The sequence below is a fragment of the Polaromonas eurypsychrophila genome (genome assembly GCF_014641715.1).
Lineage (GTDB): Bacteria > Pseudomonadota > Gammaproteobacteria > Burkholderiales > Burkholderiaceae_C > Polaromonas > Polaromonas eurypsychrophila.
Genome location: NZ_BMIG01000004.1, coordinates 1 through 15751, shown reverse-complemented (window position 1 = coordinate 15751; position 15751 = coordinate 1). Strand labels below are relative to the sequence as shown.

Sequence of the window (15751 nt, the reverse complement as noted above, 5' to 3'; positions counted from 1 at the left end):
GATCGCCCCATCCAGTTCGGCGACGGGGGCGTGTGGCGGCCCGTACACACCCCGCGACAAGCGGCGCTTTTCTGGCATAAGATAGTTTCCGCAACCGGAAAATTCCATAAAATTTCCCTGAGCACTGGCCCCGGCAATCATCCGGAAAGCCATCGGCCCAGACCATCTGGAGATTGCCGTGACCTCATTCCAATCGCCCCTTGCGCCCACCCCCTTCACAGGAAATTTCCATGAGTGAGCCGGTACCTGGCTTCAGACAGATCGCGCCTGAGCCCGAATTCGGGTTTGCAGAAGCCCAGCGCCGGATGCAGCAGCAGCTACTGACCTCCACCGGGGTGGCCCAGTCCGTGTTCAACCTGGCAAAACAGGAGTTGAACTGGAACACCCGTGCATACCAGATGTTTGGCGTCAGTCCCATCGGTGCACCGGTCACTTTGGACTTCGCCATGGGTCTGGTTTATCCGGATGACCTTGGGTTGTTGATCAGGGCGCGGGAGCAACTGCGCATGAGCCCAGGCGCCATAGAGCTCGACTACCGTGTCATCCGTCCCGATGGTGAATTGCTGGAAATTCACTCACTGTTGTTTTCCGAAGTCGACAGCCAGGGACGGCCACTTGTGTTTGTCGAACTGAGCCTGAACGTCACCGAGCGCAAGCGCGTGGAAAACGCGCTGATCCAGTCTGCCCGGCTGTGCCGGGTTCTGGACAAGGTGTCCACAGACGTCTACTGGGAACAATCCAGCGACTTCACCGATACCCACCCCGATTTCCTGGCGCCGGCCACAGTAGCCGCAGACGGTACCCAGCGAAAAATGCGCGTGCTGTACGTTGAGGACAATATGTACAACCTGATGCTGTTCGATGACGTGATGCGAACCCGCGACGATGTCGAGATGCGCATGGCTCAAAACGGCGCCCAGGGCTTTGAGGTCGCCAGCACCTGGCAGCCCGATGTGCTGGTCCTGGACGGTCGCCTGCCGGACACCCACGGCATTGATCTGCTCAAGCGCATGCGTGCGATAGCCGGGCTTGAAGAAACGCCGGCTTTCATGTGTTCGGCCGATACCCTGCCCGAACACAAAATACTTGCCGAGCAAGCCGGTTTTACCGGCTACTGGACCAAACCGGTGGATTTTGACAAGGTGTTTGACGAACTCGACCGGGTGGCCGCCAGCAATACTTTGCGCTGAGCCTGTATCGGGGGTCGGGTCAGCGACCAGATCACGATTTTATGCACCACGCGGTGGTGCCCTTATTCAGACACCAAGGCGTGCCTATTGCCCCGCCGCCAAGGGAGCGGCCGAGCTCTCCCGAACAATCAGCCAGCGCTCACCCAGTTTCATCCATTGCAAAGTTTTAGTGACAATATCCCGGTAATTGGTTGCGCCATACGTCTGCTTGAAAACCATGGTTGCGTTCGTGGCATCCGACAGCGTCACGGTCAAGTCGGCAATCTCCAGGGAAATATCGGCCGCACGGTTCAAAGCCGCTTTGCGTTTTTCTTTCCAGGCTTCCCGGCCATCACCCGTCGAAGGCACGAAGTTGGGCGCATAAAACTCGAGGTAGGTGTCCACATCGCGTTTGATCCATGCGGCACGCCAGTTTTGCAGCGCCTGCCTGATCTCGCTGTAATTGGCGTCGTTCGATGACGAAACTGGAGCGGGCGGGGGCGGGGGCGGTACGGCTCCAAGAGGCGCTGGCGTCACCAGCGGTGCCCCTCTGCCGGCTGGAGCCCTTGGCGTCGCCTGCATTGAAGCCGGAGCAGCGGGTGTCGCCGAGGTAGCAGCGCCAGCAGGCCTTGCACCCGATGCGTCGGGCGGATTGGGGGCCAACACCTCTTGCATGGCACGCTCTCGCGCATTGAGCAAGGCCGTCTGTTTTTGCAGGTCTGCGGCCCGTCCAAGCAGGGCAGCCTTGTCCACCACATAGACGGTCACAGGCTCGGGAGGGCAACTCTGCGCGGCGTCCTCGCCCTGGTCCCACTGCTCCAGTCCAGGAACCGGGCCCGTTTCTATCTTGGACAGCTCCAGAGCACTCAGCAGTGTGCCAAGCCCGGCATGGGTTCTGACGTAAGCAATATTAAGATCCTGCTCGGCACTCGCCTCGGCGCGCCTGGCTTGATACAACTCGTTTTCGGTATCGAGCAAGTCCAGCAAAGTCCGCTGCCCGATGTCAAATTGCTGCCGGTAGGCGTTTCTCGCCTTCTCGACGGACACTTTGTTCTGACTGATGTAAATCAGTTGCTCGGTGAGCTTACGAACATCGTTGTAGGCGATCAACAAGGTCTGCCGGATGTCGCGGCAGGTCTTGTCGCGCAGATCTCTCGCGATATTGAGCTGCTCGGCAAACTGCCGCTCGCGGGCACGGTCGCTAAAGCCATTGAAGAGATTCCAGCTCATCACCACTTCCGCCACGCTGGTCTCCGAAGTTCCTGGAATACCACTGAGGTTGCTACCCCGGTCACGACGCAGTCGCAGGTCAAAGCGCGGCTGATAAACGCCCTGGCGGGAAGCCAGTGCAGCATCCGAGGCGCGCACGTTTTCAATCGACGCGCGCAAAGCGCCGTTGCGCCGTTGCGCCTCCCGCACGGCATTGGTCGCGTCAACCGGAATATTCAGCGTCAACTGCGCAGGTAAAGGCAATTCGGCGGGTGGCACTTGCCCGACGATACGCTGGAAGCGCACCGACGCATCGTGCAAATTGGCGGTTTCGGTCAAAAGATTGGACTCGGCCAGGGCCAGACGCGCACCAATCTGCTCCAGATCGACTGCACGCGCTATCTTGGCCTTGACCCTGCGCTCCGTCTGCTCGAATACGGAGCGATGCTGGACAAAATTTTCCTCCGCCAGCCCCACCAGATCCCGAAAACGCAAGACATCGTAGAAAGCACGCCCTGCCTCCAGCGCCACACTTTCAGAGGTGTCAAAAAACTCGAACAGGCGGACCAGACGGGCATGGTCCAGCCGCTTGAGTTCATTACGCGTGGCAAAACCGTCGTATAACACTTGGGTGATGGTCAGCGACGAAGAGGTCCTGTCGTAGCGCGAACGCACTGTGGAATCAGTCCGCCGCTCAGCACCGGCGCCAGCAAGAAGATCGATTCGGGGCAGCAAGGCACCTGCGCCCACATCGCGCTCATTGTCAGCCGCCTTGAGCGTGTGCCAGCGTGCCAGCACTTCGGGGTTGTTCAAAACTGCTTTTTGCGCCGCCTCCTTGAGCGTCAGCGGTTTTTCGTTCTGCGCGCGTGCAATGCCAGGCCAACCCAGCGCCAATGCACCAGCCGCCATGCCGGCCCATACAAAAGCGGCCACCCCCTTGAAGCGGTCATTGCCAGGACGGCATGCGCGCAACGCGTTGCCCACGACCATGTCAGGTTGAACGATGCACTGGGCCCTGCTCATGCAAGCAACCGCTTCGCCGTTACACTGGCGAAAAAAGAAGATTTCGCCCGGCCAGGAGTAACCGGAATTAGCGACGTAGGGCAATTTACTGGCTTTTCTTGCATTGCTTGCTTTCACTCTTTCCTGCGGTAAGCAACCGCTCCGACCCAAGTCAATGCCTTGTTAACCCGGTAGATCGAAGATCAATAATTATTCGAAATTAGGTTAACAAAACACGGTTAGTTACTGTTTTATATAGATATTTTCATACTAACGCAGGCTTTCTGGAAGTGCAATTAATATCCAGGTGAATTTCGCTGTTGGGGCAAAAACGACACACTTCAAGAATTTCCACAGAGCAGTACTGCTGGTATTGCTGCTCATCATTGGGTCACTCAAGGTCGCTGCCCTTGACTTTGACCGGATGCAACACGTCCTTGTCCAGCGCTTCGGTGCGCCTGCGGCGGGGGCGTTCGTCGATTGGCAAACGCTGTTGAAGCAAGGTGCAGAGCAGCCAGCGCCAGCAAAACTCAAGCTCGTCAACGATTTTTTCAACCGCCGTATCAAGTTTGATGAGGACCTGACGGTATGGAAAAAAAGCGACTACTGGGCAACCCCGATGGAGACCCTGGGTCGCGGGGCTGGCGATTGTGAGGACTTTGCCATCGTCAAGTATTTCACCCTTCTGCTGCTTGGCATTCCAGACGAAAAGTTGCGGCTGGTCTATGTGCAGGCGCGGATTGGCGGTATCAACAGCAGCATTACCCAGGCGCACATGGTTCTGGCCTTTTATCCCGTTCCGGATGCCGAACCCCTGATTCTCGACAACCTGATCAACGATCTACGACCTGCTTCACGTCGACCGGATCTTTTGCCTGTTTTTAGCTTCAACAGCCAGGGACTTTGGCAGGGAGCATCAGGCGCGCGAGGCGCAGGAGGGCCAGGCACGCTGTCGCGATGGCAGGAATTGCTGAATCGGGCGCGTGCCGAAGGTTTTGACTGAGTCCATCCAGAAAACGCTATAAAGAACTGTTCCGAGGGGAATTTTCCATGTCAATGTATCGCCAAATGTGGCTTGCAATCATTCTCAGTACCTTGCTGGCACTGATGGGTGGCTTGCTGGCTTCCACGCTGAATGCGCGGAGTTATCTGTCAGAGCAGCTCAATGCCAAAAATACAGACAATGCAACCGCTTTGGCATTGGCGTTGAGCCAGCAAAATGCCGATTCGGTGATGATCGAGCTGACAGTTTCGGCTTTGTTTGACAGCGGGCACTACGAGCTGATACGGGTTGTTGACCCTCTTGGTCAAACCATCGTGGAAAAGGTGACGCCTGGCCGGGCGCAATCTGTGCCCGACTGGTTCACACAGCTCTTGCCGTTGTATGCCAGTCCAGGCCAGGCCCGCATCAGCAGCGGCTGGAATCAGTTGGGCACGTTGACCCTGATCAGCAACAGCCGGTTTGCTTATGAAGCCTTATGGAAAAGTGTTCTGCAGCTGGTGGCGGCACTGGCCCTCGCCGGGCTGGTAGGCGGAGTGCTGGCGGCCACTGTTCTCGGCCGCTTGCGTGAACCACTACAGCGTGTGATCAATCAGGCCAATGCCATCAGCGACCGTCGGTTTGTACTGATAGACGTGCCCAATGTGCCCGAGCTCCGGCAGCTGGCCATGGCGATGAATGGCACCGTCACGCGACTCAAGAACATGTTTGCAGAAGAAGCCCAGCGCCTGGAAGTTCTGCGTCTGGCTGCCAACTACGACACGCTGACCGGCCTGGCCAACCGCACCTTTTTCCTGGTTCAACTGCTGGACTCGCTCGACAGCGAAGAGGCCGAGGGCGGTACGCTGCTTCTTATGCGTATTGCCAGATTTTCCGCGCTCAGCAAACGACTGGGCTCGAGCGTTGTGGATGGCCTGCTGAAGACAGTTGGGGAAACCCTCCAGCATCAGGCGCTGCAGAGCCAAGCGGTAGCGGCACGTATCGGGGACTCCGACTTCGCGTTGCTTCTTCCGGCGCAGGTCAATGCACGCGAAGTCGCCAAAAAATTGCTGGCCTCGCTGATAGAAATAAGTGCGCCACTGACGGCGGGCGACCCTGCGGCCTACATCGGCTTGGGAAAATTGACGCGCGGGCAGGATATGCCAAGCCTGATGGCTCAAGTCTCCTCTGCCTTGATTGCTGCAGAAGCGCAAGGCGCCAACGCGGTTCGGGAAGCCAGCCCGGAAGCTGCGGCCCAGGGCGGACCGGAAACTGCACCGCTTATCAAACTTGCGCTGGAGCAAAACCGCGCCCGGCTGCTCTCGCTGCCCGTGACAGATATGCAGGGCAAGCTGCTGCATCGCGAGTGCACGATGGAATTGATGCTGGGCAGCGCTACAGACTGGGAGCCGGCCAGGCATCTCATGCAGGCCGCCGAGGCCAGTCAGTTGACGCCATGGATGGATCTGCAAGCCATCCGATTGGCGCAGGAAAAGCTGGCGAGCGAACCCCATCTGCCCGGCTTGTCCATCAGCCTTTCAGCGCTCTCCATCAGCGCTGAACAGCACTACGTCAAACTGCTGGATCAGATCTGCAAAAGCCCAGGCCTGGCCGGTCGCCTGTGGCTGGAAGTAGCTGAATCCGCAGCAGTCAAGCACATCGACAGTTTCCGGGCGTTCGGCGTCAGCGTTCGCCAGGCCGGCAGTCATGCGGGGCTGAAACATTTCGGCCGCCACTTCAACCAGGCGGATGCCGTGCACGATTTAGGGCTGGACTTCCTGAAAGTGGACTCCAGCTTCGTCAGGGGGCTGCAATACAGCGCAGACAACCAGATATTCCTGAAAAGCCTGGCATTGGCGGCTCACAAAATGGGGATGCAGGTACTGGCAGAAGGACTGATTGACCGCGCAGAACTCGCCGCGCTGGACGCTGCCGGGTTTGACGGCGTGGCCGGACCGGCCGTCAAAGATGCGGCTTGATCGGCAGCCAACCACATCGCGCCGCTGATTGAGACGGGCGGTCCACCAAACCGCTGGGCGAAGCTGGCAAACAGCTCACTTCGCTATAAGAAAAATAGCAACTGTCACACAGGCAGAAAAGGCTACAGGCGGAAATAACCACACAATCGTGGTGTCCCGCTTATCGACGACCATCTACGACAAGCCCGCGCAGGCACCAAGCGCCTGCGCGTTCCAGTGTGTTGCCCACAGCCCGATCAATCTGTATTGAGCTTGCCTCTGGTCAGCAAGTCCTGAATCACCTGCTGGTCGGTGGTGAAGGCACCAATCATGTCCACGCCGGAAAGCACAATCCGCTGGTTTTCTGCACCGGTCACCACCCCGGATGGGGTGCCTACGGTGTGCGGGTCTGCCGAGAAGCCGCCCGTGGTACTGATATAGACAATCGTGTCGGCACCCGATTTTTCGAAGTGCAGGAAGTTCGCCAGATTGTCCTGTCCCAACAGGGAGCCGGCTGTCTCACCGACCAGAAGGTCACGCAAGTCCAGAACGTCGCCGCCATTTGCGCGAGTCGCCAGGCTAAAGTCGGTAATCGTGTCGGTAACCGGCACACCCACTGTTCCGCCGTCGTTGAGCTCCCAGGCAAAGATGTCGGCCCCGGTACCGCCGGTCATGTTATCGGCGCCCTGCCCGCCCACAATCAGGTCGCGGCCCGTTCCGCCGCTGAGGATGTCATTGCCAGCGCCTCCGTGAAGCCGGTCGTCTCCCGCCCCGCCGGTCAACGTGTCAATACCGTCATTGCCAAACGCAAAGTCCGAATTGGCGGTCAACGTGGGGGTGTTGGCGCCGGCAGTTCCTTCGTAGGCATTGCTGATGCTCACCAGGCTCAGGAGCTGGTCAACCTGATGAACCCCTTTGGTGGCGGTGATGTCAATCAGGGCTGATTGAGCAGCTGTGACACCGGTCACCGTGAGCGGGTTGTCGAAGTTCCATGTCGAGATATCCACCGATTGTGTGACGCCGGTGGTAATCGTGACGCTTTGGCCGGCCCCGTCACGGATGACCCAGCCGGTCTGCAGGCCGGACACCGACAGCGTATCAAAAGCGCGTGCGGTGACATCAAACTGGAAGGTACTGCCGTCATTGGCTATACCGACATCGTGGTGGTTGATTTCGGTTTCCCAGATGGAACGAACCTGTTCGGTGCTCAGAACATTGCTGTAAATCCGCAAGTCATCAATACCCGCGTTGAGGTATTTGTCATTGGTGATGTTGCGCGAGAAGTCAGTGTTGACGCCGTTGGTAAATCCGATGCCGAACACGTTGGTGATGGTGCCCTGCAAACCCGGCGCAGTCACGACCGTACCGCCGACGCCGTCAACCCACACCTGGGTGGCACCTGTGGCGGAATCACGCGTGATCGCCACAAAGTGCCAGATGCCGTCGGACACAGATGCCGTGCTTTTGGCGCCTGCGGTATCACCGACGTTGATGCCAATACGACCGGTATTGTCCAGCCATCCCCACTGCGCATCGTTGACCGCACCAGCTTGCTCGGATCCGAACACGCTGGGGCGGTTCCACCCGATGTCCCCGCCCCCGAACTGCGCCGCGTCAGTGGTAGCGTTTTGCGTCGTTTTGATCCAGAACGTGACTGTGGCGGAATTGGTGATCGGGTTGAGTTCGACCGGATCGACCGACAGCGACGAACCCTTGCCATCAAATTGCAAAGCAGTTCCAGAGGTGCCGGCGTGACCGGTAATCCACGACGGCGTGGCATTGCCATTGGTGGTGTTGGTATCTGACAAGGTACCCACAATGTTGCGGTACTCGTTGAGCGCTGGAATGCCAAAGCCTTCGTCGAATGTCCATTGACCCACCGGACGCACAAGCAAAATAGGCGCACTGTCGATATCCAGGATGGTGGCGGTTCCGACGGCGACCGAGTTGATCACCGGACCGGAAGACACTGTGGCCGTGAGGGTAAATGTCTCCGAGCCTTCGATGCTGCCGTCCAGCGCCGTTGTGGTACGAACCAGCACACTGGTTTTACCAGACGATACAACCATGCTGCCGGTGTAGTTGGTCCAGGTTGTTCCGCCGTTGATCGAGTACTGCAGGGTCGCACCATAGTCGGCACCGGTAGCTGTTCCGTTGGTGGTTTGCAAGGTAACCGTCACATCATTGGCCGTCTGCGCGCCGAGCCGGATGTCGAACATGGCGTAGTCGCCCTCCACAATGGTGGTGTTATTGACCACAGCCATCAACGGCGGGTCACCGGCCGACATGCCCGGCTGAAAGATGTGGAAAGTCAGCGTCTGCGAACTGGTCGCGGTCGCACTGTTCAGGCTTTCGGTGGACTTTACTGTCACACCCAGATCCACGCGCCCCGAATAGTCTTCGGGGAACATCAGATAGGCATTGGGCCAGTCAATGCCACTGTAGGGAATGGTCACCTGCCCGTTGATGGGGCTGTAGGTGGTTGCGCCAGACACAATCCGCGACCCGCCCGGCATATTGGTGATAACAAGTGTTAACGCTTCGGAGCCATCAGCATCGACCAGGCCTGCCGTGATTTTCCCGTCCAGGGATATACGTGTGACAGTGCCGTAGTTGGCGCTGAGGTAATTGTCCTGCATCGCGCCCTGAGCCTGTACCAGGCGGATGTCGTCAAAATACCCGCCAACGCCCTCGCCACCTTCTGGAGACGTGGTTCGAATCGTGATGGTGTGGTCGCCTATAGTCGCAAAGTTGAAGCCGGTGCGTACAGCCTGCCAGACCAGGGCTGAATTGGCAGCAGACGCCGCGTAAGTGCCGACCACAACCCCGTCCACCAGCACCTGGAAGCCGGTATTGGCAATTGGTGCGGCGTCTGGCGCGTAATTCAGGCTCAACTGGTACACCTGGGTGATGTCGGTCACATTGATGGTGCGTGTGATCGCAGGCGTCTGGTAGTTCGGGTTGATTGCCGACACACCGTTCGCGGCATTGTCCAGATGCAGGAAAACGCGCTGCGAATCTCCACCGGTGGTACTGCCCAGCATGCCCGCTGCCGTGTAGAACGTCGCTGCATTCGAGTCATAAATCTTGTCGCCGTCGGCATTGAAATAGAACTCGCTGACCTGCGTGCCACCTGACCCAGCGACGCTATCAGCCACACCCGGCGTGGTCAACGTCCAGCCCTCGATGGCTGCGCTGCCTTTTGCATGGGTGGCGTTGTTGGTGTCGTTTGCAGTCGCAGTCAGTGCGCCGACAGATTCCCAGGTGGTGTTGAAAACCTGTGCAACCGAATTGCCCACTGACAGCGACGGTGTATCGGCAACCGGCGTCACGGTCAGGGTGGCCACTGCGCCAGGGCTGGCCGCGAGGGAATTGTCGGTGGCAAAGAAGTTGAACGTGGTGATGTTCGAACTCGCCACCGTTGTACCCGCCCAGTTGGCATTGGGCATGAAGTACAACAACAAGCTGCCCGCGGTCGCGGTGTAAGGGGTGTTGATGGCCACCGCCTGCGTCATGCCTGCGTCGGTGTACAGCGTTCCGTTGGCAGGCAGGCTGCTTACCGTGAAGGTGTTGATGGTGCCGTTCGGGTCCACGGCATTAAGCGTCACGGTCATCAAGGTATCTTCGTTACCCGTGGCACTTGCAGCCGATGCAATCGGGTTGGACGAGGTCGCTACAGTGACCGTTGTATTGGCGGTATTGCTGACCAGCGCACCGTCCGTGACAGTGACGGTGAAGGCCCTGGCCGTCGCGTTCGCCCCGCTATTAAGGTTGTTGAACCGGACGGCGCTGAGCGCGGTCTGGTAATCGGCCGCAGATGCAGAGCCCGACAAGGTCACGATATTGCTGTTGACGCCGGAGATCACCGCCGAGATACCGCTGGGCAGGCTGCCCACCGACAACACGTCGCCAGCGTACCAGTTGGTCAATGTCACGGTGGCGCTTGTCATGTTGGCACTGTCCGCGTCGCTGATGACGCGGTCAATGTCGGCTATGGCGATGGCAGTGGACGAAACGCCGTTACTCACAAAGTAGGTCGAGAAACCGGTGCCCGCAGCGCTGCTGTCCAGGTCCAGCACGGGTGCGTCATTCACGGCGGTCACATTAACGGTGGTGGTCGCCACATTGCTGTTGAGCAGACCGTCGTTCACCACCACAGTGATGCTGCGCGGTGTGGTGTTCGGGTTGTCCGAGGTATTGGCGTAGGTGATGGCGCGTAGTGCCACTTTGTAGTCTGCCACTGTAGCCGCACCTGAAAGTGTCAGCACATTGTTGTTCGGTCCAGACAAGCTGTAGCTGATACCTGCGGGAATCGAGCCGATCGCCAGCACATCACCAGCCTGCCAGTTGGTCAGGGTGATGGTGGCGCTGGCCAGATTGGTCGTGTCATCCGTCAACACCTGATCTGAGTCGGTGATCTGGACGCCAACGCCATTTTCAGTGTAGGCGGCCACATAGCCGGTTCCGCCGGCGCTGGCGTCAAGGTCAAGTACCGGTGCGTCGTTGACCGCGGTGATGTTCAATGTCACGGTGTCCACATCGGTCAGGGCGCCACCGGTGCCGGTATTGCCTCCATCACTTGTGGTGACCGTCATGGTGACGGTGCCGTTGGCATTGGCTGCGGTTGTGTAGGTGACCGCACTTGCAGCAATAAAGCTGTTGATGTTGGCTTGCGTTCCAGACAATACAAGACTGCCTGTCCCGGAGCCGGTCACGATAACCCCGCCACCTGTTGTTGCCGTAAACAATCCTGCCGGGACGCTAAGCGTGACACTCACATTGCTACTGGCGGCGTCCAGGTCGGCGATGCTGAAGCCCGTGATGACAGATGCAACATCTTCCGTAACAATAATCGAACTCGGAACGGTATTGACCGGCGCATCGTTGACCGCACTGATGGAGGAGACAGTCACCATAGCGGTTTCTGTCACGCCCCCGCTGGTAACGGTGTAGGTAAAGCTGTCGCTGCCGTTGTAGTTGAGGTTCGGGGTGTAAGTCAGAACACCTGCAGAAGTGAAGCTGACCGTGCCGTTGGCACCCTGGCTGACAGCTGTCACCAACCTTCCGGCATTTTCAAAATTGTCCGCTGTCGCACCGTTGGTACCCATAAGCACGTTAAAGACAACTGCCGTGTCCTCGGTTGTGGTGACCGTGTCGTTGGTAATATCTGCAACCGCGGCAAGGGTGATAGTCACAATATCGACATCGGTCAGAGCGCCCCCGGAGCCGGTGTTGCCGCCGTCATTGGTTGTCATGGTGAGTACCGCAGCGCCATTGAAATCGGCAGTCGGCACATAGGTCAGGGTAGCGCCCAACCGACTGTTAATCTGCGTCACTGTTCCAGTAATAGTCACAGTATTCGTGCCACTTCCGCCGACCGTCCCCCCGGTGCCTCCCGTTAGCGTCAGCGTTCCGTTGGTCACAGCAAGAGTCACCGTGATACTTACGCCGCCAACATCTACGTCGGAAATCGACAGGCCGGTGACAAGCCGGTTTGCATCTTCGGGTCCAGTAAATGTCGCAGTGACAGCGTTGACCGGTGCATCGTTGACTGCATTGACCGTAACGGTAGCGGTGGAATTGGCAACGTTCGCGCTATTGTCCGTTGCCGAGTAGGTGAATATCTGGCCTGAGCCGTTGTAGTTCGGCGCAGGTTTGAAGTAGAGCGTCAGGCTCGCAGTAGCTTGCGGTGTGACGTTGATGTCTTGATTCAAAACGACAGCCTGCGTCATGTCGGCATCGGTGAACAGCGTCCCATTGCTGATGGCCGACGTGACCCTGAAGACTCCAATGGTTCCATCGGGATCGCTGGCGGTCAAGGCTATCGGAATCCCTGCGACGGCGTCCTCGGCTCCGGTTGCTGTGGCTGCAATGGCTACCGGCAGTGTTGTAGAGTTATAAACATTGATGGTAGTCGTCGCCGTCGCGGTTAAATTAGTTGTGTCCGTCAGCACAACATCAAGCGTGCGCTGATTTATGGTGTTGTCGGTGGTTGCAAACCTCACGGAATTGAGGAAGATCTGGTAGTTTGCTGCGGTATCTGTTCCAGTAACCGTTAATACACGCGTCGCCCCCCCGACCCAGCTGCCAGTAATATTTCCATTATTGGTGAACGTCAACACGTCGCCAGCCCGCCCATTGAGAGTCAGCACCGCGCCCTGGATGGAACTGTCGGGATCAACAACAAGGGCGTCGGTGTCTGTGATTCGGACAGCTATGTCCAAAGCCGCATTGTTGTTGTTGAAGTATGAAGTGACATAGCCCGTACCCGTGGCGCTGCCATCGAGATCCAATGTTGGTGCATCGTTCACGGGGTTGACATTGATCGTCGAACCGACAGACAGGGTCGTCGTATTCACCCCGCCGTTGGCAGTTCCTCCGTCATCGGTAATCTGCGTCAGCGTAAACACCCTGTTGCCGTCGGACGGGTTGTCGATGCTGGTGTTCTGGTAAGTAATACCGGTAACCAGCGATTGCGCCGTCGCCGCAGCCAGGGCACCTCCGGTCAAAACAACCGTGGCCGTGCCGGCAACGATGGTCATGCTGTAGCCGAGACCGTTGGACGAGGTCGTCCCTGATGTATTTGCGCCAAGGGTAATGGCAGTTCCATCAATAACGATTCGTTCATTGGCACCGTCAAGCAAACCACTGACTGTGAATGTAAGGCCAGTGATCAACTGACCTACGTCTCTAGCATTGGCCGTAGCAGCACTGAATACCGAAACAGCGTTGGCCTGCGTGGAACCGGCGCCTTCAGCAAAGATGGGATTGGATGCCGTGGCACTCAAGGTCGGCGCATCGTTGACTGCGGTGATGTTCAGGGTGACCGTGTCCACATCGGTCAATGTGCCGCCGGTACCGGTATTACCCAAGTCACTGGTGGTCACCGTCAGGGTGACAGTACCGTTCGCATTGGCCGCTGTGGTGTAAGTGACGCTGCTGGCCGCAATAAAGGCGTTGATGGCCGTTTGTGTGCCGGTCAATACCAGGCTGCCGGATCCGGAGCCTGTAACCCCGACGCCGCCACCTGCGGCGGCCACCAGAGTGCCCGCAGGCACGCTGAGCGTGACGGAAATATTTGTCACCCCGGAATCAACATCTGCGACGCTGATACCGGTCAGTGCGGTGGCGACATCTTCAGTGACTGCGATCGAGACCGGGGCGGCATTCACCGGCGCATCGTTCACTGCGCTTATGCTGATGCTCACGGTATCAACATCGGTCAACGCACCTCCGCCAACGTTTCCGTTGTCGTTGGTGGTCATGGTCAGGGTATCCGTGCCGTTGAAGTTGGCATTCGGAACATAGATAACGCTTGCCGCCAGCGTTGCATTGACCTGAGTGACGGTACCGGACAGGGTCACCGTGTTGGTACCGCTGTTGGTGATGGTTGCGCCCCCACCGCTGACCAGCAGCGTGCCGTTGGCAACAGTCAAAGTTACCGTCATCGTTCCGGTATTGCCGTCTGCAGCGTCAGAGATCGCCAGACCTGTTATAGCCTTGTTGGTGTCCTCGCTGGTCGTCTGCGCAACCGGTACGGTGTTGACAGGTGAGTCGTTCACCGGCGTGATGTTGATAACGATGTTGTCCGTATCGCTGAGGGCACCGCCCGTACCTGTGTTTCCGCCGTCATTGGTGGTCATGGTCAGGACCACAGTGCCGTTGGCGTTGCCTGCTGTGGTGTAAATCACTCCCGAAGCTGCAATGAAACTGTTGATGTTGGCCTGAGTACCCGACAACACCAGCGTCGCGCTACCGGAACCGGAAATCGTTACGCCGACGCCGCTGGCCGCGGTGAAGGAACCAACCGGAACGCTCAAGGTCACCGTGATGGCGCCAGACGCGACGTCTACGTCGCTGACGCTGATGCCCGTGATGGCGGTCGGCACATCTTCAACAACCGCGATGGAACCAAAGACATTGACAGGCGCGTCGTTGACCGCCGTGACGGTTGTACTGACAGTTGCGGTCTCATCGGCTCCGCCAGAAGTCACTGTGTAGGTAAACGAGGCAGCGCCGACGTAATTCAGCGTCGGCGTGAAAATCAGCTGTCCGCCGGCGTTGAGCGCCACTGTTCCAGTGGCCACTGCAATCGAAGCACCGCCCGCCGTGATTGCAACGCCATTGACCGCGGTTATGGCTCGACCAGCGTTTTCAAAGCTGTCATTTGCCAGGACACTGATGGTGACTGGCGTGTCTTCAACCGTCGTCGCTGCATCGTTGGCGATATCAACAACAGGCGAGACTGAAATGGTGACCGTGTCAACATCCGTCAGCGCCCCACCACCGACATTGCCGTTGTCGTTGGTGGTCATGGTGAGCGTGGCATTGCCATGGAAGTCGAGCGTAGGCACGTAGGTCACATTGAATGCAAGGGTCGCGTTGATCTGTGCGACAGTGCCCGTCAGAGTGACGCTGCTGGTTCCGCTGTTGGTAATGGTCGCGCCCCCGCCTGTGACGGTCAGCGTGCCATTGGTCATGGCCAAGGTGACCGTCATGGAGCCACTGTTTCCGTCGGTGGCGTCTGAAATACTCAATCCGGTGATGGCCTTGCTGGCTTCTTCGGTGCTGGTCTGGGCCACCGGAACCGTGTTGATCGGTGCATCATTTACCGCATTGACGGTGATGGCAACCGTATCGGTAGCGCTTGAGAACGCAGTCGTCGTCCCATTAACCGATGTATCGACCTTGCTACCTGCCGTACCGGTGGTTTGATCCCATGCCCGAATGGTGAGACCCGTGGCGACGGACCCGTTGTAATTGGCGTTGGGCTGGAAGTACACACGCGTGCTTGCATTGGACGCCAGCAGAAGACTGCTGGCATTGCTGACAACACCAACTGCAATCCAGTTGGTACCGCCGTTGGTTGAATAAAACCAGGTGCCGTTGGTGGCGTCGGTTGCAGCGATAGCAATGCCGCTTGCAGCGCCGGCATCCGCGTCTGTTGAACCACCGAGCAACGAGGACACCAGCGTGCCCACCGCACCGACTGGAGCGCCTGCATCCTCGTTGACAGCAGCCATGGCCACTGCGGTGTCAGTCAGTACCGGCGCGTCATTGACACCGGTCACAGTGATAGCCAGCGTTGTACTGCTCGTGGCACCCGCTGTGTCGCTTACGGTATAGGTAAAAGTGTCAACAGCGGTCTGCCCTGCTGCCAGCGCTTGCACCGACGGACGATTGGCCACATACGAATAACTGCCATCGGCACTCAGCGTGATGGTGCCGTAGGTCCCATTTACGGCGCTGCCCACTGTGCCGCCGGTGATCGTTGTCACCGTCCTGGTGTCGGTGGCATCCACGTCGGTGTCGTTGGTCAGCACGCCACTAGCGGCGTTCACGGTCAGCGTAACGTCTTCATTCACAGTGCCCGTATCAGCTACAGCCACTGGCCCGTCGTTGCTTCCCTGGATCGTGATCACCAAGTTGGCCGT

5 protein-coding genes are annotated in these 15751 nt (G+C 58.3%); 3 read left to right on the top strand and 2 right to left on the bottom strand.

The window, feature by feature from the left end:
* Positions 1 to 230 precede the first annotated feature (230 nt).
* The gene (locus tag IEX16_RS06680) at positions 231 to 1190 is read left to right on the top strand and encodes a response regulator (RefSeq protein WP_188707584.1); all 960 of its coding nucleotides are present in this window, start codon (positions 231 to 233) and stop codon (positions 1188 to 1190) included.
* An 84-nt stretch (positions 1191 to 1274) separates the two neighbouring features.
* On the opposite strand, the gene IEX16_RS06675 is transcribed toward IEX16_RS06680, so the two are convergent.
* A complete protein-coding gene (locus IEX16_RS06675; protein WP_188707583.1) occupies positions 1275 to 3401 on the bottom strand; it encodes a TolC family outer membrane protein in 2127 nt (708 codons plus the stop codon).
* A 286-nt stretch (positions 3402 to 3687) separates the two neighbouring features.
* Between IEX16_RS06675 and IEX16_RS06670 the strand changes: the two genes are divergently transcribed.
* Positions 3688 to 4383: a transglutaminase-like cysteine peptidase gene (locus IEX16_RS06670; RefSeq protein WP_229676228.1), complete on the top strand. Its 696-nt coding sequence runs from the start codon at positions 3688 to 3690 to the stop codon at positions 4381 to 4383.
* Between the two features lie 65 nt (positions 4384 to 4448).
* Positions 4449 to 6338, top strand: coding sequence for a bifunctional diguanylate cyclase/phosphodiesterase (locus tag IEX16_RS06665; RefSeq protein WP_229676227.1), 1890 nt, complete (start codon positions 4449 to 4451; stop codon positions 6336 to 6338).
* Positions 6339 to 6574: 236 nt separating this feature from the next.
* Here the strand turns inward: IEX16_RS06665 and IEX16_RS06660 are convergent, their stop codons facing one another.
* Positions 6575 to 15739: a beta strand repeat-containing protein gene (locus IEX16_RS06660; RefSeq protein WP_229676226.1), complete on the bottom strand. Its 9165-nt coding sequence runs from the start codon at positions 15737 to 15739 to the stop codon at positions 6575 to 6577.
* Positions 15740 to 15751: the final 12 nt, after the last annotated feature.

Excerpts from the sequence above, each read along its gene's own strand:
- IEX16_RS06665 (WP_229676227.1), top strand. The coding sequence starts at position 4,449 with ATGTGGCTTGCAATCATTCTCAGTACCTTGCTGGCACTGATGGGTGGC.
- IEX16_RS06680 (WP_188707584.1), top strand. The coding sequence starts at position 231 with ATGAGTGAGCCGGTACCTGGCTTCAGACAGATCGCGCCTGAGCCCGAA.
- IEX16_RS06675 (WP_188707583.1), bottom strand. The coding sequence starts at position 3,401 with ATGAGCAGGGCCCAGTGCATCGTTCAACCTGACATGGTCGTGGGCAAC.